At 37.1% G+C, this 20,096-nt stretch carries 23 protein-coding genes; 16 read left to right on the plus strand and 7 right to left on the minus strand.

Annotation, left to right across the window (positions count from 1 at the left end; all coding sequences use genetic code 11):
* Position 1: 1 nt before the first annotated feature.
* The 6 genes from JOE44_RS23060 to JOE44_RS23085 all read right to left on the minus strand — a co-directional run bounded on the left by JOE44_RS23060 (position 2) and on the right by JOE44_RS23085 (position 4,179).
* Complete coding sequence (locus tag JOE44_RS23060; RefSeq protein WP_209788048.1) at positions 2-442, minus strand: hypothetical protein; 441 nt, start codon at positions 440-442, stop codon at positions 2-4.
* Complete coding sequence (locus JOE44_RS23065) at positions 433-945, minus strand: DinB family protein (protein ID WP_209788051.1); 513 nt, start codon at positions 943-945, stop codon at positions 433-435. The genes JOE44_RS23060 and JOE44_RS23065 overlap by 10 nt, the downstream gene beginning before the upstream one ends.
* A 108-nt stretch (positions 946-1,053) precedes the next feature.
* The gene (locus tag JOE44_RS23070; RefSeq protein ID WP_209788054.1) at positions 1,054-1,500 is read right to left on the minus strand and encodes a GNAT family N-acetyltransferase; all 447 of its coding nucleotides are present in this window, start codon (positions 1,498-1,500) and stop codon (positions 1,054-1,056) included.
* A 72-nt stretch (positions 1,501-1,572) separates the two neighbouring features.
* A complete protein-coding gene (locus JOE44_RS23075) occupies positions 1,573-2,712 on the minus strand; it encodes a cystathionine gamma-synthase (protein WP_209788057.1) in 1,140 nt (379 codons plus the stop codon).
* Positions 2,713-2,839: 127 nt separating this feature from the next.
* Positions 2,840-3,163 carry a gliding motility protein GldC gene (gene gldC / locus JOE44_RS23080; RefSeq protein WP_034695059.1) on the minus strand — a complete coding sequence of 108 codons (324 nt, stop codon included), beginning with the start codon at positions 3,161-3,163 and terminating at the stop codon, positions 2,840-2,842.
* Positions 3,164-3,195: 32 nt separating this feature from the next.
* Positions 3,196-4,179 carry a gliding motility protein GldB gene (locus tag JOE44_RS23085; protein WP_209788060.1) on the minus strand — a complete coding sequence of 328 codons (984 nt, stop codon included), beginning with the start codon at positions 4,177-4,179 and terminating at the stop codon, positions 3,196-3,198.
* A 52-nt stretch (positions 4,180-4,231) separates the two neighbouring features.
* Between JOE44_RS23085 and JOE44_RS23090 the strand changes: the two genes are divergently transcribed.
* The 6 genes from JOE44_RS23090 to JOE44_RS23115 all read left to right on the plus strand — a co-directional run bounded on the left by JOE44_RS23090 (position 4,232) and on the right by JOE44_RS23115 (position 8,114).
* Positions 4,232-4,870 (plus strand): leucine-rich repeat domain-containing protein, encoded by a 639-nt coding sequence (locus JOE44_RS23090; protein ID WP_209788063.1) that lies wholly within the window; start codon positions 4,232-4,234, stop codon positions 4,868-4,870.
* A 12-nt stretch (positions 4,871-4,882) separates the two neighbouring features.
* Positions 4,883-5,407, plus strand: a complete 525-nt coding sequence (locus JOE44_RS23095; protein ID WP_209788066.1) for a GNAT family N-acetyltransferase — start codon at positions 4,883-4,885, stop codon at positions 5,405-5,407.
* Between the two features lie 2 nt (positions 5,408-5,409).
* Positions 5,410-5,943, plus strand: coding sequence for an N-acetyltransferase (locus JOE44_RS23100; RefSeq protein WP_209788069.1), 534 nt, complete (start codon positions 5,410-5,412; stop codon positions 5,941-5,943).
* Positions 5,944-5,956: 13 nt separating this feature from the next.
* Positions 5,957-6,748: an NAD(+) synthase gene (nadE, locus tag JOE44_RS23105; RefSeq protein WP_209788072.1), complete on the plus strand. Its 792-nt coding sequence runs from the start codon at positions 5,957-5,959 to the stop codon at positions 6,746-6,748.
* A 48-nt stretch (positions 6,749-6,796) separates the two neighbouring features.
* Complete coding sequence (locus JOE44_RS23110) at positions 6,797-7,315, plus strand: ribonuclease domain-containing protein (RefSeq protein WP_209788074.1); 519 nt, start codon at positions 6,797-6,799, stop codon at positions 7,313-7,315.
* Between the two features lie 490 nt (positions 7,316-7,805).
* Entirely contained in the window at positions 7,806-8,114 is a 309-nt protein-coding gene (locus JOE44_RS23115) for a barstar family protein (RefSeq protein ID WP_209788076.1), read from the plus strand.
* Positions 8,115-8,267: 153 nt separating this feature from the next.
* Here JOE44_RS23115 and JOE44_RS23120 read toward each other — a convergent pair whose 3' ends face one another.
* Positions 8,268-8,750, minus strand: coding sequence for a cytidine deaminase (locus tag JOE44_RS23120; protein ID WP_209788078.1), 483 nt, complete (start codon positions 8,748-8,750; stop codon positions 8,268-8,270).
* 101 nt (positions 8,751-8,851) lie between these two features.
* Here JOE44_RS23120 and namA point away from each other — a divergent pair, with 101 nt between their 5' ends.
* The 10 genes from namA to JOE44_RS23170 all read left to right on the plus strand — a co-directional run bounded on the left by namA (position 8,852) and on the right by JOE44_RS23170 (position 20,094).
* Positions 8,852-9,904 carry an NADPH dehydrogenase NamA gene (gene namA, locus JOE44_RS23125; protein WP_209788080.1) on the plus strand — a complete coding sequence of 351 codons (1,053 nt, stop codon included), beginning with the start codon at positions 8,852-8,854 and terminating at the stop codon, positions 9,902-9,904.
* Between the two features lie 29 nt (positions 9,905-9,933).
* Positions 9,934-10,212 (plus strand): DUF2752 domain-containing protein, encoded by a 279-nt coding sequence (locus JOE44_RS23130; protein ID WP_209788081.1) that lies wholly within the window; start codon positions 9,934-9,936, stop codon positions 10,210-10,212.
* Between the two features lie 290 nt (positions 10,213-10,502).
* Positions 10,503-10,907, plus strand: coding sequence for a type VI secretion system tube protein TssD (tssD, locus tag JOE44_RS23135; RefSeq protein ID WP_105681123.1), 405 nt, complete (start codon positions 10,503-10,505; stop codon positions 10,905-10,907).
* A gap of 148 nt (positions 10,908-11,055) precedes the next feature.
* Positions 11,056-12,987: a phage baseplate assembly protein V gene (locus tag JOE44_RS23140; protein ID WP_209788083.1), complete on the plus strand. Its 1,932-nt coding sequence runs from the start codon at positions 11,056-11,058 to the stop codon at positions 12,985-12,987.
* A gap of 1 nt (position 12,988) precedes the next feature.
* Positions 12,989-13,159: a hypothetical protein gene (locus tag JOE44_RS23145; RefSeq protein ID WP_153816338.1), complete on the plus strand. Its 171-nt coding sequence runs from the start codon at positions 12,989-12,991 to the stop codon at positions 13,157-13,159.
* Positions 13,160-13,220: 61 nt separating this feature from the next.
* A complete protein-coding gene (locus JOE44_RS23150; protein WP_245169847.1) occupies positions 13,221-14,195 on the plus strand; it encodes a DUF2931 family protein in 975 nt (324 codons plus the stop codon).
* Between the two features lie 34 nt (positions 14,196-14,229).
* Positions 14,230-15,645 (plus strand): DUF2235 domain-containing protein, encoded by a 1,416-nt coding sequence (locus tag JOE44_RS23155; protein WP_209788089.1) that lies wholly within the window; start codon positions 14,230-14,232, stop codon positions 15,643-15,645.
* Positions 15,646-15,688: 43 nt separating this feature from the next.
* Positions 15,689-16,732: a hypothetical protein gene (locus JOE44_RS23160; RefSeq protein WP_209788091.1), complete on the plus strand. Its 1,044-nt coding sequence runs from the start codon at positions 15,689-15,691 to the stop codon at positions 16,730-16,732.
* A gap of 30 nt (positions 16,733-16,762) precedes the next feature.
* Positions 16,763-17,251 carry a DUF4280 domain-containing protein gene (locus JOE44_RS23165; RefSeq protein WP_105681118.1) on the plus strand — a complete coding sequence of 163 codons (489 nt, stop codon included), beginning with the start codon at positions 16,763-16,765 and terminating at the stop codon, positions 17,249-17,251.
* Between the two features lie 11 nt (positions 17,252-17,262).
* A complete protein-coding gene (locus JOE44_RS23170) occupies positions 17,263-20,094 on the plus strand; it encodes an OmpA family protein (protein ID WP_209788094.1) in 2,832 nt (943 codons plus the stop codon).
* Positions 20,095-20,096 lie beyond the last annotated feature (2 nt).

Genomic DNA, 20,096 nt, shown 5'->3' on the forward strand with positions numbered 1-20,096 from the left:
ATTAGGGCAATATTTTATTTCTTTTAGATTTTATAATTAAATAAAACGAACCAATCGTTAAACATAAAATAGAAGTTATCCATAGGAAATACCCTGTTTCCAAACTGTGTATTTTTCCCATCCTTCCATTTTCAGCAGCTAAAATTTCCTTCCAGAAAAAAAAAGAGCCGGCTGTTAAAAAGGCTATTATACCTAATGTGATTGAGAGGAGAAAAGACCTTTTATAACATAATATAACAGCAATGAAAAACCAGCCATTGGCGGTCCATACTAAAAATTCAAATAAACCTCCGCCCAAAAAACTAATGGGACCTATAAGGAAAGCTTCAAATGATTTATAATCTTTAATTTCTCCCATATCCTCAACTTTAAAAGCCGTAAAACAAAGAGAGAGCACAAAAATAAATACACTGATGAATGCGATTCGTTTTGCTACATCCATCCCAATTTCGATAAATACCTTTCCTCGATAATATTCAGGTGGTGATAATTATGTCCCACGATCAGTTTTCCGATGGTTTCTACAGAAATTTCATGACCATTGGCTGTACCTGTATTTTGTAAAGCGGAAGGATGAAGGGTTTCTAATAGAATCTGAGAAGATTTTCTTACCAGCTTGTATTCTTCCAGAAGGGATTCGATGGTTCTTTCACTTGCAAAAGATCGGTTAGCATATTCATCTTCGTCGAAGCCTGGAAGATTGTTTTTCTCTCCTCTGGCAAAAGCTAATATTCTGTATTGGAACACTCTTTCCGTATCTGATAAATGGAGTAGAAGCTCCTTTAAAGTCCATTTACCTTCAGCATAAGCAAAAGTAGACTGCTCTTCAGTAAGATTTGAATAAATTCCTATTGTTTTGTCTGCGGATGTCTGCAGTTCATTCAACCAGTCTCCTGCTGGAATCTGATCTAAATATCGTTGAATGTATTTTTGAAAATCGGTCATATTGTTTTTGTTTTTATCAATTGATTTTGAGGTGCGGATATAATGAAAACCAATGATCGCAATGAATACATTTTACAGAAAAATTACTCATTACTTATTATTCATTACTTATGAATTACTCCATTCGTAGAAATTCACGGAGTCATACAGTTCGAAGCCGCAGGATGGATAAAGCTGATTCCCTATATCATTACTTTTTCCGGTTTCTAAAAGAATACCGCATGCTTTAGATGAACGGCAGTGTTCTTTAGATTGTTCAATTAATTCTTTGGAATAGCCTTTTCCTCTGTGGGTTTCATTTACGTAGAGGTCATTCAACAGCCAGTAGCGCTGCATTCTTGTGGATGAAAATAGGGGATATAACTGTACGAAACCTGTCAGGCTACCATTTTCTTCTGCTACAAAAATTTCGGAATCTTTATTTTCAAGTCTTTCCTTTAGAAAATTTGTTGCTGCGGGAATATCGGATGTTTTATGATAAAATATTCTGTACTGATCAAATAATTCCGAAAGTTGGGGCAGATCGGAAATAGCAGCTTTTCTTGTATTTTTCATAGTATTAGTATTTGGTGTGTGATATAAAATGAGAAGGATTTGACAACCCTTCTCATTTTAGTTTATAGTATATTAAGAAAAAGCTTTCTCAAGATCTGCAATAAGATCTTCAGCATCTTCAATCCCTACGCTTAAACGAACCAGGTCATCAGTGATTCCTAATTCAGCACGTTTTTCTGCCGGAATGGAAGCATGGGTCATCAGAGCAGGGTGGTTAGCCAGAGATTCTACTCCTCCTAAAGATTCTGCAAGGGTGAATACTCTTAGTTTCTCTAAGAATTTGATAGCATCTTCTTTCTTTCCGGATTTGAAAGTGAATGAAACCATTCCTCCGGATTCCTTCATCTGAGATTTTGCCAATTCATACTGTGGGTGAGATTCCAATCCAGGATAAATTACTTTATCTACAGCAGGATGATTTTCAAGATATTTGGCTACAGCAAGTCCATTATCAGAATGTCTCTGCATTCTTAACGCCAGTGTTTTGATTCCTCTCAATACAAGATAAGAATCGTGAGGTCCTAAAATACCACCACTTGCAAACTGGATAAAGTGAAGCTTGTCTCCCAGTTCAGCATCTTTAGCGATAAGAGCTCCTGCAATCACATCAGAGTGTCCTCCTAAATATTTGGTTGCAGAGTGCATTACGATGTCAGCTCCAAGATCAATGGGTCTCTGGATATAAGGGGTTGCAAAAGTATTGTCTACAGCCACTAAAATATCTTTTCCCTTTGCAATTTCTACTACTGCTTTGATATCCACTAATTTCATCAATGGATTGGTAGGGGTTTCTACCCAGATCAGTTTTGTTTTATCCGTGATAACATCAGCAATTTTAGAAACATCATCAAAATTCACGAACGTAAATTTCAGCTGATATTTTTCGAAAAGTCTTGTGAACATTCTGTAAGTTCCACCATAAAGATCATCTACGGCAATTACTTCATCACCAGGATTTAATAATTTCAAAACACAGTCGATGGCTGCAAGACCGGAACCGAAAGCTAAACCTCTCGCTCCGTTTTCAATACTCGCCAAAGAATCTTCCAATGCCTGTCTTGTAGGGTTGGCAGCTCTTGAATATTCATATCCGGAATGTACTCCCGGGCTTTTCTGTGCAAATGTAGAGGTCAGAAATACAGGTACATTTACAGAACCTGTTGCAGACTCGTGGTGCTGCCCTCCGTGAATTACTTTTGTATTAAAATTCATAATTTTTTGCTTTAGGCTTGAACATTAAGCATACGAGTTTAATGTTCATTGTTTTTATTAAAAGTTGCTCTAGCTGAATACAAAAAGCTTACCGCTTACTGCCTTCAGCTTGTTGCAATTGTATTTTTTACTTAATAGCAGATTTCACCGCAAATTCTTCTGCAATTTCCTCCATCCACTGGGCTACATCCTCTTCACCTGTCGCTCTCTGATACGTACTTCCTAAAGATATTAAAATCTGGTGGATAAACATCTTCATCTGGTCTACAGGCATCTCTTTTGTCCAAAGATCAATTCTTAGGGCTTCTCTTGTTTTATCATCCCATACAGAAATCATGGTTGCTTTGGTATCTTGTTTATCAATACCACCATCCTGAGCATTCCATGTAATATTTTCCGGGACATGATTTTCATCAAGCTCTACATCTATCGTAATCTGAGTCTTTCTCATTTTTCTATTTTTTCTAAATTCTAAATTTTCTATTATTTAAGTTTCGGTTTATAACCGGATTGATTAAAAATTGTGGTAGCATCCATTTTCAGGAACTGGGTCAACTTTGTTTCAGGTTTTTCTTTAAGATATGTCTTGCAGATCTGCCATCCCGTAAAAATTCCGATTTGCGGTGAAGATTCATTATCAATCTCTGTGTAAAATTTCGAGAATGGGCCAGGAGAAATGAAACGCTCTCCCAATCTTGGATCATCTCCGAAAATAAGATTGCTTTCTACAAAATAATTCCAGATGTTGGCTTCATTACTTGTTGCCCACTCATACTGCTTCTGAGTATAATTCATTTTCAGATAATCGGGAACATCAGGGAGAAAAGCATCCTGTAGAATCATTACTTTTCCGTTCAGAATAATCTGATCAATAAATTTCTGATGATCAGGAGATTCCGTAACAATGTTTTCAGCAAAAAGCTGCGACACTTTTGGAACAATATTTTGTGGGTTCATTGATTTTTGGAAATACAGTTCCAGGCCTTTATAATTAGGATTTCCATCTCCCATAAAACCGGTGACATCTATAAATAACAGATTGCCCTTCTGGTCATAAAATATCGGATCCTGAACCATCTGTAAAGCTGATGAAAACAGATATACTTTTGGGGTTTTAAACTGTGGGAAGTAATATTTGATATGTGAAAATAAACTCTGAAGTTCTTTTTGAAGCTTTGCCTGATCTATTTTCCCAATCGCTTCCTTATAGATTTTTATTTCTTCAGCATCTGCTCTTCTTTTTCCAAAATCGGCATCAGAAACACTGCCCTGAAACCAGGGAAATTGAGCTTTAAACTGATCCAGCGGAAGAGCCGGGTTGTAAAACTCTTTGGAAATATCCGTGATGTCAACTTTTTCGGCAGTTTGTTTAACTTCTACCTTCCATTGATTTTCAGGTTCTTTTTTGCAGGAAATAAGTCCGGCAGCTAAAAGAGAAGAAAGTGCAATATATCTAAAAATCTTCATTATTTTTACATGGAATTTAAGTTTACAAAAATAAGGATTAAATACACAATTTATGATGAAAATTAAAATATTTACTGCCATTTACCTTATTTATGGACTTTCTTTTTTCTATGGGCAAAAGCTTGAATTTAAAGATAAAAACTTTGAAAAAGCAGTACTTGAAAATTTTGATCTGAATAAAAATGGAATGCTGGAATCTCCGGAGGCAGATAGGGTTACCAATCTGTTCCTTGTTCAGAAAGGAATTACTTCTACGGATGATCTGCACTTTTTTAAAAATGTAAAAATGATTGTCCTGGATGATAATGTAATTCCTAATATGGTAATAAGCAACCTCGATCAGCTTGAGTTGTTGTCATGTACAGGATGTAAAATCTCTTCATTCAAAACAGAAAATCTGAAAAACTTAAGTTCTTTGTATTTGGATCATAATAGGTTGGAAAGTATTTCGTTGACAGGAATTCCAAAAATTGATCAATTAACATTATCTTTAAATCAATTAAAAACAATTGACCTGGCTCAGTGTAAAGGATTAAGAAAACTGAATCTGGAACATAATAAACTTCAAAAAATTGATATTTCCGGGAATCCGGCTTTACAGACTCTGAATATAATCGGGAATAAGATAAAGGAAAAAGATATAAAGAAAGGAACAAAAACAGAGGTTACCATTTTTGGTGCAGAAGAATAAAAACTAATCATTATGAAAATAGAAACAAAACGACTGATTTTAAGAAAACTTGAAGAGGCAGATGTTGAACGCATTTTTCTTTTGGATTCCAATCCTGAGGTGATGAAATATATTGGTGTACCCGTTTTGACCGATATCAATGAATCAAAAAATGTTATCAGCATTATTCAGAAGCAGTATGAGGAAAATGGTGTTGGAAGGCTGGGAGTAGTGGAAAAAGAAAGCGGACTTCTGATAGGATGGAGTGGATTAAAATTACTGACTCATGAAACGAATGGCTATAAAAATGTGTTGGAACTGGGATATCGTTTTCTGCCTGAATCATGGGGAAAAGGATATGCTGTGGAAGCCGGAATAGCCTCTCTGGATTATGGCTTTAACGATCTGAATGCAGAGGTCATTTATGCTTATGCCCATTCTGAACATGATGCTTCCAACCATATTTTAAGAAAATTAGGATTCGAAAAAACAGGTGAGTTTGAAGAACCAGACGGAACTTGCTTTTGGTATGAACTGAAAAAAGAGAAATATATTTAAAAATGATAACGATACGAAAGGAAGAGGAAAAAGACCATCAAAAAGTCTTTCAACTTACAGAAGAGGCTTTTAGAGAAATGGAATACAGTGATCATCAGGAACAGTTTCTGGTAGAAAAATTAAGAAAATCTGAAGCCTTTGTTCCGGAATTGTCATTAGTGGCAGAAGATGAAGCCGGAGAAATTGCCGGACATATTCTGTTTACAAAAATTACCATTGAAGAGGATGGAGAATCTTTCCAATCTCTTGCCTTGGCTCCTGTTTCTGTAAAACCTGAATTTCAAAATCAGGGAATCGGAGGGAAATTGATTCTGCAGGGACACCATATTGCCAAAGAACTGGGATATGAATCTGTAATATTGATCGGACATGAAAATTATTATCCGCGCTTTGGTTACAAAAAAACAAGTAATTTTGGGATTTCTTTTCCATTCGATATTCCGGAAGAAAACGGAATGGCTGTAGAATTGGTAAAAGATGGATTAAAAAATAAAAAAGGAGTGGTGAAATACCCTCAGGAATTTGGAATAGACTAAAAAAATATAAACGATGCAGACACAAAAAGTGATAGATCATATTGTAAACTGGTTAAAAGATTATGCGGCAAAAGCAAGAGTAAACGGATATGTAATCGGGGTTTCAGGAGGAGTAGATTCAGGAGTTGTTTCTACGCTGGCTGCAATGACCGGACTGAAAACGTTATTGATTGAAATGCCAATCCGTCAGAAAGCAGATCAGGTAGACCGCGCAAAGGATCATATGGATGACCTTAAATCCAGATTTCCGAATGTAGAAACAATGTCTGTAGATCTGACCCCTGCTTTTGAGGAGCTTTACAAAACTTTTGATGTAAAAGATGATCTGTATCCTAATGAAAAACTGGCTTTCGCCAACACGAGAGCACGTCTGAGAATGCTTACTTTATATTATTACGGACAGCTGAACGGACTTTTAGTTTGCGGAACAGGTAATAAAGTGGAAGATTTCGGGATCGGATTTTATACAAAATATGGAGATGGTGGAGTAGACGTTTCTCCCATTGCAGATCTTTATAAAACGGAGGTATATGAATTGGCCAAAGGGCTTAATTTAATTAAAAGCATTCAGGAAGCGATTCCTACTGACGGACTTTGGGATGTAGACAGAACAGATGAGCAGCAAATTGGTGCATCTTATCCGGAACTGGAAAAAATCCAGAAAGAATACGGAAATAAAACTGCCGATGATTATGAAGGAAGAGATAAGGAAGTATTCTTAATTTTTGACAGAATGCATAAAGCCGCCAAGCATAAAATGGATCCTATTCCGGTTTGTGATATTCCCGAAGAATGGAGAGCATAATACACTGTACCAATACTGGTAAATTGTCACATTAATACAACGATTGTTATGAACGGTAAAATAAGACCCGTGTTTTTTATATGTCTGGGACTCCTTTTCGGAATGTCTGTAATGTATATCTATAAAAATTTTATTGAAGATAAAAAAGATCAGTCAGATTCAGTAAAAAAGGAAACGGTGAGCTATGGCAGTACCTCTTCAGAAGGAGCTTCCAATAACGGAAATTCATCTGCTCAGGTTTCCATTGATCAGCTTACAGAAGAAAAAACGGTTATCAGCTACGTAAAACAAAATCATCAACTTCCAGATTATTATATCACTAAAAATGAAGCCAGAAAACAGGGATGGAATCCTTCCCAGGGGAATCTTTGTGATGTGCTTCCGGGAAAAGCTATTGGTGGAGATAAATTCGGAAACAGGGAGAGACGTTTGCCGGACGGAGAGAAATATTTTGAAGCAGATGTAAACTATCATTGTGGAGGAAGAAATGCTGACCGTATCATTTACACTCAAAATGGAGACGTATATCTTACCAAAAACCATTATAAGAGCTTTGAGAAACAGTAGGCTGTAAATAAGAAATAGTCATTGCGAGGAACAGAGTGACGAAGCAACCTCAAAAAAAGAATCACAGATGAAAGCAGGTTTTGTCTATATTATGACGAATAAAAATCATAAATAAGCATACTATTCACAAAGCTTTACCCCAAGATATAATTTATATATTTTGGGGTATTGGGAGGCTTTTCAGGAAATAGGTGATGCTATATTTAGAGAAAAACAAATAAAGGCTGGCTCAAGACAAAAGAAATTGGATTTAATTAATAGTATAAACCCAGATTGGAAAGATCTTACGGATGATATCCAGCATATTTTAGATGTTTTTTGAGATTGCTTCGTCGCACAGCTCCTCGCAATGACCAGCGTATAATTTGTAGTTAAATAGTGATAAGTCGTATTTTTGAAAAATAAAAGTGTTGTATGGATAGTTCTGAAAAGATTTCTGCCAAAAATGCAAAGCTTTTTTAATCAATAAAAATTGGAAATTTAGTTCAATATGAAGACAGTATATATAGATTTTACAGACATAGGTGACTATGAAGATTTTTACGCTCAGTTAAAGGAAAAAATTCAGCTTCCTGAACATTTTGGCGATAATCTTGATGCACTGTCTGACACCATCACCGGAGACTTGGAAATGCCGCTCCACCTGGAATTCGTAAATATGACTGTAGATCAGCTTGAGATTTTTGAAGACCTGCTGACTACTCTTGAAGATGCTGAAGAGGAAGTGGAAGACTTCAGCTTTAGCTACTATCTGGAGCAATACGAAGACGAAGATGATGAGGTAGAATCTGAAGAATAAAAGAAAAACAAGGCTGTTTCAAGATAAGAGATAGCCTTTTTTATGCTGAAATGTGAAGTTTGTTGTTTACTGAGTTATTATTCACCATGTCAAGGTTTTAAACCTTGACATGGTGGATGAAATCCTTGAAATTAAAAGATTTTAAACCAGTGGTTACAAAAATGTTGAATCAAAGTAAAAAGGAAGCAGATCTTTTACTGCACTTACTTTTACAACCTCTTCATTCATACTGGAGAAATAAAGGTCAATATTTTCGTTCTGCTTGGTTTCGTACTCAATCAAACTTTGGCGGCATGCTCCACAAGGAGGAATCGGAGGATTCTTTTCATGAAATTCTTTAGGACCTCCTACAACGAAGATCTTTTTTATTTTCACATCCGGAAAATTGGCGGCTACCCAAAAAAGAGTAGTTCTTTCTGCACAGAGCCCGGACGGATAGGCAGCATTTTCCTGATTGTTTCCGGAATAAATTTCTCCATTTTCCAATAATACGGAACATCCTACCAAAAATTGAGAATAAGGCGCATAAGCATTCTCACGAGCCTCTTTGGCTCTTTCAAATAGTGTATTTTCTATATCACTCAGTTCACTGCTATTTTTAAAATATTCGTAACTGATCTGTATGTCTTTTTTCATATATTGTCAACTAAAAAAGGGGGGTAAAATTAGTTCTTTTTAATGAAGTGGGCAATGTTTTATTCTTCCGGTGAAAAGTTCAATTTTTTTTAAGGAGTAAAATGCTATACACACCAATAAAATTCAGAAATGTAGAGTTAAAAAACAGATGGGTAATGTCTCCCATGTGTATGTATTCATGTGAAAACGGAGAGGCTAACGACTTCCATTTTGTACACTACGGAAGCAGATCTCAGGGCGGAACAGGTCTTTTGATGGTAGAAGCTACAGGAGTAGAACCTAAAGGAAGAATTACCAATCACTGTATGGGAATCTGGAATGATGAACAAGCAGGAAAGCTGCAAAGAATTGTAGAATTTGTTCATAAAAATTCAGAAAGCAAAATAGGAATTCAGCTGGCTCATGCGGGAAGAAAAGGATCTACCTCGAATAATATACAGATTCCTCTGGAAGAAGGCTGGGAAACGGTGGCACCAAGTCCTGTTCCTTATCACCCCACAGAAAGAATTCCGCATACACTCACTACAGATGAGGTAAAGGAGCAGGTTAAGAATTTTAAAAAAGCTGCGAGAAGAGCTGTGAAAGCTGGTTTTGATGTTATTGAAATTCATGGGGCGCACGGATATCTGATTCATCAGTTTCTGTCACCACTTTCCAATATCAGAACAGATGAATATGGAGGCAGTTTTGAAAACAGAATCCGATTTCTGATCGAAATTGTAGATGCTGTTAACGAAGAACTGGATGAAAATACCGCTCTTTTTGTACGAATTTCAGGAACGGAATATGCGGATAATGGCTGGGATATCCAAAGCAGTGTTGAGCTGGCTAAAATTTTAAAAGAACATGCTGTCGATCTTGTTGATGTATCCAGTGGCGGAAATATTCATGGTGCCAAAATTTCGGTTTTCGATGGCTATCAGGTTCCTTTTTCATCACAGATAAGAAATGAAGCCGTTGTAAAGACAGGAGCAGTAGGGTTGATTACTAAAGTGGAGCAGGCTGAAGAAATTCTTCAGAAAGGCGATGCCGATTTAATTTTCGTAGCAAGAGAGATCCTTAGAAACCCATATATTGCTGTTCAGGGATCTTTTGAAATGAAAGAAAACTGCTTTTTCCCGCATCAGTATACCAGAGCCAAAATTTCTTCTTAATTAACAGGTCTCTTATAAAACCAGTACAGATGGATATTGATGATTTCATGCTTACCTGCCCCAGTAAAAAATTTCTGGGAGTAGAATGCCTGGGCTGTGGTGCACAGAGAGCCGTTGTATTGGTGTTCGAAGGAAAGTTTGCAGAAGCTTTTCAAATGTATCCTGCTGTGTATACCTTATTGATATTCTTTATAATTCTTGCTCTGAGTTTTATCGATAAAAAAAGAAAATACGGTAATATTTTACTGATTATGATCATCATCAACCTGATTATTATGGTAATCGGGTATATTTATAAACATCACTAATTACGGAGGAAAGACAAACTAAATAGATGATACTGAAGGAAATGCTTATTGAGTGTTTTCTTCAGCACTCTAGTTCTCGTGGGTTTTGTAGAATATTTTCAATGAAAAATAAAATAAATTAGTTTAAAATTCTAAATTTATTTTTTAATCCGGAATTCTAAAAATGTCGTAGAATTACTACAATTTCTAAAACAGTGCCTTAAAAACTTTTTAAATTAGAACCTGAAGTCTATCTTTGTTATATAAATCCTATATCAGGGAACAGTCGTTAATGATTAAAATGTAAGAATATGGCAGGAAATTCGAGAGGAATCTTAAAATTCAATGGAGGTGAAGGTCAGAAGTTATTAAAGCTTAACTACAGCGTATCAAGATCTACAGATGTTTCAGGACGTGTAGCATCTGATCCGTCAAACGCATTGATTAAAGTAACCATTGAAGCAACAGAAAAATCTGATGTTTTAGAAAGCTTGTTAAACAGCAAATATAAACCTACAAACGGAGAAATTCAATTTAATAAATCTCACGAAGAAGGAACACTCATTTCTTTGAAGTGGGAAAACGGATATGTTATCCAACATGAAGTAGATTTTGATGCAATAGACAGCAACAACATGCTGATCAGCTTTGTAATAAGTGCTGAAAGCATTACGTATGGAAATTCATTCTATGACGGACTTTGGCCAATGAGCTAAGTCTTTCATGAACTAAAAATAAAAGACTGTCCTTCATAAGACGGTCTTTTTTTACCTAAGACTATATTCTGCAGGAGCTTTTGTTTTTATTTTTAAACTCCCTTTCTGTTGAATAATCGTTTAGAAAACTAATCAAATCACTAAAAATATGTCAAATACACCTGGAAAATCACAAGCGACGTCTTTTCGTCCGACGCAGAATGCGGATGGTATTTCTGAAAACCATCATACAGGCATCAACCGTCTGGTAAAACTTTCTCTTGTCATAGAAGGGAAAATTATCAAGTACTATAAACATTTCAAGCTTAAACAAAGTACCAGAAGACATCACGAATTTACACTGACACTGGCACACGATACGCTGGGGGACAGACAGACCCATTCATTAGAAGAGGCCAATAAATTCCTTGGAAAAAGGCTTACGGCCATTATTTCCTATAAAGATATAGACAACAGCCCGGAAAGAACTTTTGTAGGAGTCATTACCGGAGTAGGATTCAGTCAGGAACATATGAGTTTAGGAAATATTGTACTTACAGGTTTCAGTCCTACCATTCTTCTTGACGGTGCACCGCATATTCAAAGCTTTGGAGGGAACCAATCTGTGAATGTAGGGATCATTGCTGAAGAAGTGATTAAACAGGGAATTGATAAAAGCCGATTTGATGTCAGGGTAGATGCCAATAACTTTTCTCAGATCATTTATAGCAGTCAGTATGATGAAACGCATTATAATTATCTGGCAAGAATGGCTGAAGCCTATGGTGAACAGTTCTATTATGATGGTGAAGTTTTACATTTCGGAAAACTTCCGGCTCAGAATAAACCCATTACCCTTACCTACGGAAGCAGTGCCAATGATATAAAAGTTGAATTGAAGGCGGTACATACCAAGCCTCAGTTCTATGGCTATAACAGTAACAAAAATGAAAGACTGACTTCGGGTTCAACACCCATTAAACATGTAAGTGATTTGGCGAAAACAGCCTACAGTCATAACGAATCTATTTATAAAACGCCGGCTTTGCAGATGGCTCCCATTAAAGCGACCACCCATCTTGATGTGGAATACTCTCAGAAAAGTGCGGCCGGAAGTGAAGCGGTGAATGTGTTTTCCATTTCAGGAAATACAACAGTTCCTTTCCTGCATCCGGGTTGTGTAGCAGATGTTCAGATGCGAAAACAGGATTCTAATGAAACTTCTTATTTCACCAGAATCATGATTACAGAAGCGGAACATGAAATTGATACCATCGGTCATTACAAAGGAAGCTTCATAGGAATAGCAGCTGATACAGGATTTCTTCCAAAACCGGAATTTACCATTCCAAAAGCTGAACCACAGACGGCTACCGTAATTTCTAACACAGATCCCGAAGGACAGGGAAGAATACAGGTGAGATTTGACTGGCAGACCAATGATACTACTCATTTTATCCGTATGATGAGCCCTGATGCAGGAGGAACGGATCAGATTACTCAAAACCGTGGTTATGTAGCCATTCCCGAAGTGGGAGATCAGGTGATGGTTAATTTTGTACACAGTCATCCGGACAGGCCTTTTGTCATGGGAGGAATGTTTCATGGTGGAATTGCTTTGGGAGGCGGCGTTAACAATCACCTGAAATCCATCCAAACCAGAAGCGGAATCAGAATTTTAATGAATGATGAAGAAGGCAGTGTAACGATCCTGGATCCGAGCGGAAATACCTATTTCATGGACGGACAGGGAAATATCAGCATGAAAGCACCTAAAAACTTTACTTTAAATGCAGGTGACAATATCAATATTACAGCCGGAAAAGAAATCTCGATAGGAGCAGGCGCAAGTATTACCAGTACAGCGAACGATAATATTGTTTCCATAGCAGGAAAAGATATGAAACTTACTGCTTCTGGAGACATTACGGAAGCTTCCGATACCCGAACGGAAATGATTGAAAAAGAATTCAAGAGACAATCTGAAACTTCCAATGAAATAGCCGGTGAAATTTCCATGTTCAGCGAACTGGAAAATATGACCATGCAGAGTGGAAAAATTGTAGAATTCAACAGTGCTGAAAAATCAAAACTTTTCTGATATGGCGATCATCAAAACAGCAACCAATCTGCGCATAACAGTCAAAGATTCCTACCATTTGAGCGTAGGAAAAAAGGTTGAAAAAATAGCAAAGAAAATCAATGTGGAAGCCCATAAAGAAAATCTGGTTTTAGCAAGTAACAAGAAGATTATGTCCCATGGTCATAAGTAAATATAACCTGCTGATTCTTTTTATATGGTGTTTTTCATTAACGAATTGTCAGAATAAAAAAATGGAAGAAAAATACAGTTGGCTCGGAACCGTTTCTGCCCCGCAGGAATATCCGATGGAAGTTTATGAAGGAGCAATTGTCGCTGATGATTTTACATACGGCTTTGATGCCATCTGGGGAACACAGAATACAGGATGGGGCAAAGAAGGTGGTACGATGAACGTGACAACCGAAAGGATGAATGCTCCCCATGAACTTGAATTCACATGGTTTTCTTTGGTAGAAAAAAAATTCTACACCGGAAAATGGAATCTGGATAAAGAAAAGATAAAAGCCCTTTTTGATGAAGGATTTGTAGATCAGGATACGAAAAAGAAATCTACCTACAACTCTTTTGTTGTCGGACTGGCTCCAAAGGGAAGAGTGGTGTTATGGATGAAAGGTCCCGGAAACCAGAAAGAAATAGGTGCTTTCCAGGCTCATGATACCGTAATTACCAAAGAAAAAGCCTATGATAATGCTCAGTATATGCTGAAGGAAGGTTTTGCCGACAGAATGCTTAAAGATCCGTCTTACAAGACATTCAAGCCGGAAGTACGGGAGAAAATTGAAAAAGAAGGTTATCCTGCTGCAGATGTTTACAACGTCTACAGAGAAAAATACAACTGGAAACCTGCTGTGATTCTTCCTGAAGGAGCAACATGGATCGATTTCGGTTTTACCAATTATAACGGAGAGCAGGAAAATCTTTTTGACCAGAGCTTAAAAGATAATACTTACAAAAGCAGAGCTGTACCAAGATTCTGTGGTTTTTACTGGAAAGATAAAAACAACAACAGATATGCAGTTTGGATAGACGCTTTTGATGATAAAGAAATATTTGACTTGTTTCAGAAATCAGGAAAAGACAAAAACATTGATCTTACCATTAAAGTAAATGAAGACAATACCAGAGTTTTGGTGTCCTTAGAATCTGAAAAAGAAAAACTGCCTGTTACCAAAGCAAAAATCAGGGTATCCCGAAAGATAGAATGATAGCATTCACTCAGTCAATTTAAAAACAAGAACTATGCACAACAATCAATTTGGAAGTTATACACCATCTGTATCCAAAGAGGAAGTACTGGATATTACCATTGGGATTTTTTTTGACGGAACCCTGAATAATAAAACCAATACAGACGAAAGAAAAAAAGGAACAGATGCCCATAAAAAACACGGCGGAAAAGCGACAGACAACACCAGCTACAACAATGACTGGAGCAATGTTGCCCGCATGTGGGACAACTATGATAAAAACTTCGGCATTTATATAGAAGGTATCGGTACACAGGATAAAGAAGGCGATGCTACGTTGGGATATGCTTTCGGAACAGGAGAAACCGGAATCAGATCGAAAGTGAGAAAAGGCTGTGAAGAAATTGTAAAAAAGGTGAAAACCATTAAAGCAGAAAAGAAAGCCGATAAAATTGCTGTGCTTACTTTTGATGTATTCGGATTTAGCCGTGGAGCTGCTGCTGCCCGTAATTTTGTATACGAAATCGGAAAAGCAAAATATAAAGCCACTTCCCGAACCGTTGCCAATGAAGCGGTGTCGGTGACAACGTATTCCGATGATGATGGAAAGGGTGTTGCTTCAGAAGAACTTCCAAAATGGGGACATTTAGGCCTTAAACTTGAGGAAGCAGGATTAAAAGTAGATGTGTTGAAAGTAAGATTCCTGGGAATTTACGATACTGTTTCTTCCTATTCAAAATACCTGTCGCCAGTACCTAATTTCAGCAATGACGTTGAAGAACTGAGCCTGAATGATATCGGAAAAGCACAGACCGTAGTTCACTTTACTGCAGAAGATGAACATAGGGAAAATTTTGACCTTACGAGAGTGCATATCGGAACTGAAAAAACATTCCCCGGGGTACACTGTGATGTAGGTGGAGCTTACGAAAACGGACAGGAAACATGGGAAGAAGTGGAAACTTCATGGACTACCAGTACCAAATTAAAAGCATTAAAAACAGAGCTTGAAAATGAAGGTTGGTATCATAAAGATGAGCTCACCATTACCCCCGGATTCTATTTATCACTAAGAGGAACACGCAAGCTGCTGAAGACATACAGCTACATTCCTTTGCATTTTATGGCGGAATATGGGGTAGATAAAAATCTTCCTATTACCATAAAGAAACTGACAGACGATAAATATTCTATTTTGGATGATCAGTTTTTAATAGGAATAAAAGACCGTCTCAGAACTTACGTGATGGGAGATGGCAAGCCTTACTCTTTCAAACATTATAAAGCCCTGCGGGATGCCTACGGAGGAAACGAAATCCCGGAAAACCGTCAGACAGCTTATCAGAAAGAAGTAAAGGAACAGGATGATTTAAGAAAACTTCGCCATGAATATCTCCACTGGTCAGCAAGAAGAGAAGGTATTGGTATGGATCCAAGACCTAACAGAACAAGGGTTATTCATTTGTAATAAAATATCAAATAAAGAAAAGAATTGAAGCAGGAATATTTTTATGCAGAAATATAATATACATACCGTTCAGAAAGATGAAACTTTAAAAAGTATAGCCTCGCTGTACGGGTTGGATAAAGATGCATTAAAACTCTTTCATAACAATCACTGCACGGTTAAGGATATGATCCTGATCAACCTGAACGGGCAGAAAGAACTTTTTGTTCCGAGAACTGCGGTTGCAGATAAAAATATTTTGGTAAAATTCGGGAAAGGAAACAGCCTTACCCTTCAGCCGGAAAATTCAGTACTAAGATACAGTGTCGTCATTACCATTGAAAAAGGAGAATCTAAAAACGAACTAAAATATGAAACCTCTGTTCGCTGGTTAAAAACAGATAAAGGAATTCATTTTTTTGAAATAGACAGAACATCCAACCTGTATCTTAATGAAGAAGAAGTGAATGAAATTGCAGACCTGCTGGCTTACAGAACCTCTAAGGTTTTATATCCTTTACAGATTAGTACAGATGAACACGGGAAATTTGAAGCCGTAGAAAATGCTGACGTATTTCTTAAAAGATGGACGGCTGTAAAAGAAGAATTATACAAAGAATTTGAAGGCGAAACCGTAGACGAATACTGCGGAAAGATTGAAAAAATAATCAGCCAGCCTGAAGCCATCAATCTTTACATTAAAAATGATTACTTCATCCGCACTTTATTCTTTGGAATATACCAGAGTTTTGGAAAGGAATATAGAACTGAGATGACAACAACTTTTCCTGTAGTGGACAATGCGATTGAACCCAGATATAAATTTACCCTGGAAACAGATCCGCTGAAAGAAGAAACAGGCCTGATAACCATAGAAGGAACAGGAAAGTTATATGAAGAAAGAGATATTGATGATTTTATAAGAAGATCACCTTTTTCATTGATTATAGAAGATGAACCTGTGATGAATGAAGAAGGAACTTTCAGACTCATAAGCTATCTGAAAGGAGAAACTTCACTTCCGGAATCTCTTTACCTGGAATGCAGTATCATGCTGCAGGAAGAAAAAAAGATTTCAGTATCAGTTTCAGGAATTGATGAAAAATAAAAATACCATTTCACTAAAGATAAAATTAATATGGCAGAAAAACATATTGTAGTACAGGGCGCCCTATGCAAATGCCAGTTCGGACAAGTTCCGGACAAGCTGAAAGTACTTACACACCAAAAAGAATATGCCAATGATAAAAGCGCTTCCAAAAAACTGATCGTTACCACGAAAGAAATTGGAGCAGCCACATTTGAAAAAAATACATTCGGAAACTGTACCAAAATGGGTGGCCCACCACCTCCCTGCAAAATTATGGTTACAGAATGGCAGAAGTTTTATGATAAAGTACAGCTCAGCAATGGCGGATATATCATTGTAGAAGACAGCAAAGCAGTATGTGCTATTGCCGGAACTCCATGTATTGAGATTATAGACCATGGGCAGAGAGCTGAAGCCAGCCAGCAGAACTTTAAAAATGCTGACAAAGATGTCCAGCAGCAGATCAATCCGTTGGTGGATTCCGAAGAAATGTATAACGAACAGCCTTCAGGAGGAGGGCAGGATGGTGCAATCTAAATGATAATACAATGGCAAAAGGCGTAAAAAAAATAAAAGTTGTAAGCGGATTGTATTATCCCAAAATGTCTGTATTAGGACAGAGGGTTACTATAAAGCCGGATCAGTGGGTACAGTTTGGCGTGGGCGAATGGTTACCAGGCACTACAGACGCAGACAAAAAGAAACCTCTCACCTGGATGAGGCAGAACAGCAGTAAAAAAATTATTATCAATCAGATAACCTCTGCTACAGGATATAAATTTTTAATTGGAAAACAGTTCTGTGGAAGCTATCAGTTTTATATTGAAGCCAGCCTGTCAGGAGTAAGAGACCCCAAAAATGATACAGGAATATATGTAAAAGGCTGGTGTGATCCCAAAATTGTCAGCAGCAAATGGTCTACCCAGAAAAACAGCAAAAGCATCAAAAACAATAAAAAGAATGAATATATTTCCTACGGACACATTGTACACCTGAACCTGATGACGGAAGGTCTTAACGGAAATACACTCAGTATCGAACTCTGGAATCAGCAGACAGCAAAAGCAGATAAGCTGGTACATACCTACAACAATGTACAGGTCATAGATGGTGAAGTAAATCTGAAAATAGAAAATACCTTTGCCTGGATGGCCTATGTAGACAATATCCAGAATGTAGAGGAATTCTATGTTAAAGTAAAGGATAACGCCTCAAAACAATACATCAAAGATAAATTGGGTGATGATCTTCATGCCATTTATCTTAATGTAAAAAATAAAGTTGTTACCACCAATACCAACGGAGCTCAGAACCAGACACCGACTAAAGTTTATAAGCCGGATGTAAATTCTGTCAGACTGGAACCTTGTAAGTTTGAAGTCATTAAGATTACAGAAAGTGAAATAAAAGATGGTAAGGCTAATAATACAACCGTTAAAGTTTTTGATAATGGTAACGGTGTAAAGCAAATACAATCGCCTGCACTGCAGGAACATATTCAGAGAACAATCTTTTATAAATTTGATTCTACGGTCATAGATAAAGACGGAGTAGCCATTCTGAATAATGTACTCAAATTCCTCTTAGAACATAAAGATGCCACCATGAATCTGAGTGGTTATGCCTGTGTTATTGGAAAACAGAATTATAATAAAGGACTTTCCCAAAGAAGAGCAGACGTTGTCAAAAAATTCTTTGCAGACGGTGGATTAGATCCCAGAAGAATAATCTCTGTGGGAAAAGGAGAAGTAGATCCTACAGATGATAAAAAGGGAAGAGATAATATCAAATATAAAAATGAAAAAGACTACGAAAACAACCGTAGAGTAGATATCTCATTCGTGTTCAATGCCCATGATGCCCAGACTGTTAACTATGAAGTGACAGCACCTAGCGTATCTATGAAGAAAGACTTAACGATTGATGTTACAGGTTTTCAAACCAATGAATGTTTCAGAGACAGCAAAGGAAAACATAAGAAACAGGTCCTGATCGTAGATGTAGGCCAGGCCATCGATAAAGGAGACACCGTAAAGACATTTACTACACCTTCATTTAATTATGGAGTGTATTCAGATTTATCCAAATTTGATACGATGCCTATACATTACATCTGGCCTATGTGGGCTAATCCAAACCAGTTCCATTTGCATGCCCATACCTGCAGGTATTTCAGTAATGAAAAAAGAACCACTGTATTAATCAAGGCCTATCCGGATATTAAATGGACGCTAACTTTCTTTGTTAATCTTACCAATGAGCTTAGCGTAAAATGGCAAAACCAGCCCGCTGCAAAACATAAAGACCTACAGGCAAAAGCCGGTAAAATAGGCGCTGAAAGAAGATGGAAACAAAAAGATGCTTCATTCGGATTCAGTCTGAAAAGTGAATGGGAAAAGAACAGAAGCGGAAATTTTCAGAGAAGTAAAGAGCTTAAAGGAGAATACGAAACAAAATTTAAAAAGCTCTATGATCTTTTTGGTTCATTCGGAGCAATGTCTGATGGTATTACCAACAAAACTAAAGGACAAGTTAGAAACATGGGTTTTAAAGGTCTTCCGGTAACTTTTGCCATCAAACCACCCAATATTAATCTGAAGGGAGAATGGTGCCTGGAAAGAGCCAAACAGAAAAATACAGAAATAGAAAGATTAGGAACAAAGGTTGATATATCTTTTAATGCAGAACCCCTGATAGGATTAGAGGTCACTGTTGACCTTCTCTGTACTGCTGTTGGACTTGTTGCAGGAGCGGTAAGTGGAGGAACTGCTGCGCCGGGAGCGGTGAGATTATATGGAGTGATCAAAGACCAGATGAACACAGGGGTGGAATTTGGGAATGATGATTTCGGAGCTAAACTAAGCTCAGATGTTTATATTGATCTCGTTATTTCAAGTGAAATCAAAACTTCAGTTGGTTTTTCATTCAATACCGTAAGTGAAAAAGGGGACACGCAGGGAAAAATAGAAGCAAAAAATACCCTTAAAATTGAATTGAAAGCAGGAGTTTGGGCAAAAGCAGAAGCCAATCTTGTTATTGTTAAAGTAGAAGGATATTTTGAGATGAGCGGTAAGGGATCAGCTTCCATTACATTCGGGCATGGTGTGAAATTTGATGATAAAGGATTAAATTACCGTCCGGAATTAGGATTCGATGGGCTCAATGCTGAATATGTGATCAAAGGAAAAGTAGGAATGTCCGCCAAAAAGAAAATACCTAGAGGAGGTAATAAAAAACCGGCAGAACTTAAAGGAAGTTCGGAAGATGAAGGTATTATCGCAGAAGGTAAATTTAACGAAATTGTACCTAAATTTGATGTCATCAAAAGTCTCGAAGAACTTTTCGGATTCAGTGCCGATATTCCGTTAATAAGAAATTAGAT

The sequence above is a fragment of the Chryseobacterium sp. PvR013 genome (genome assembly GCF_017833095.1).
Lineage (GTDB): Bacteria > Bacteroidota > Bacteroidia > Flavobacteriales > Weeksellaceae > Chryseobacterium > Chryseobacterium culicis_A.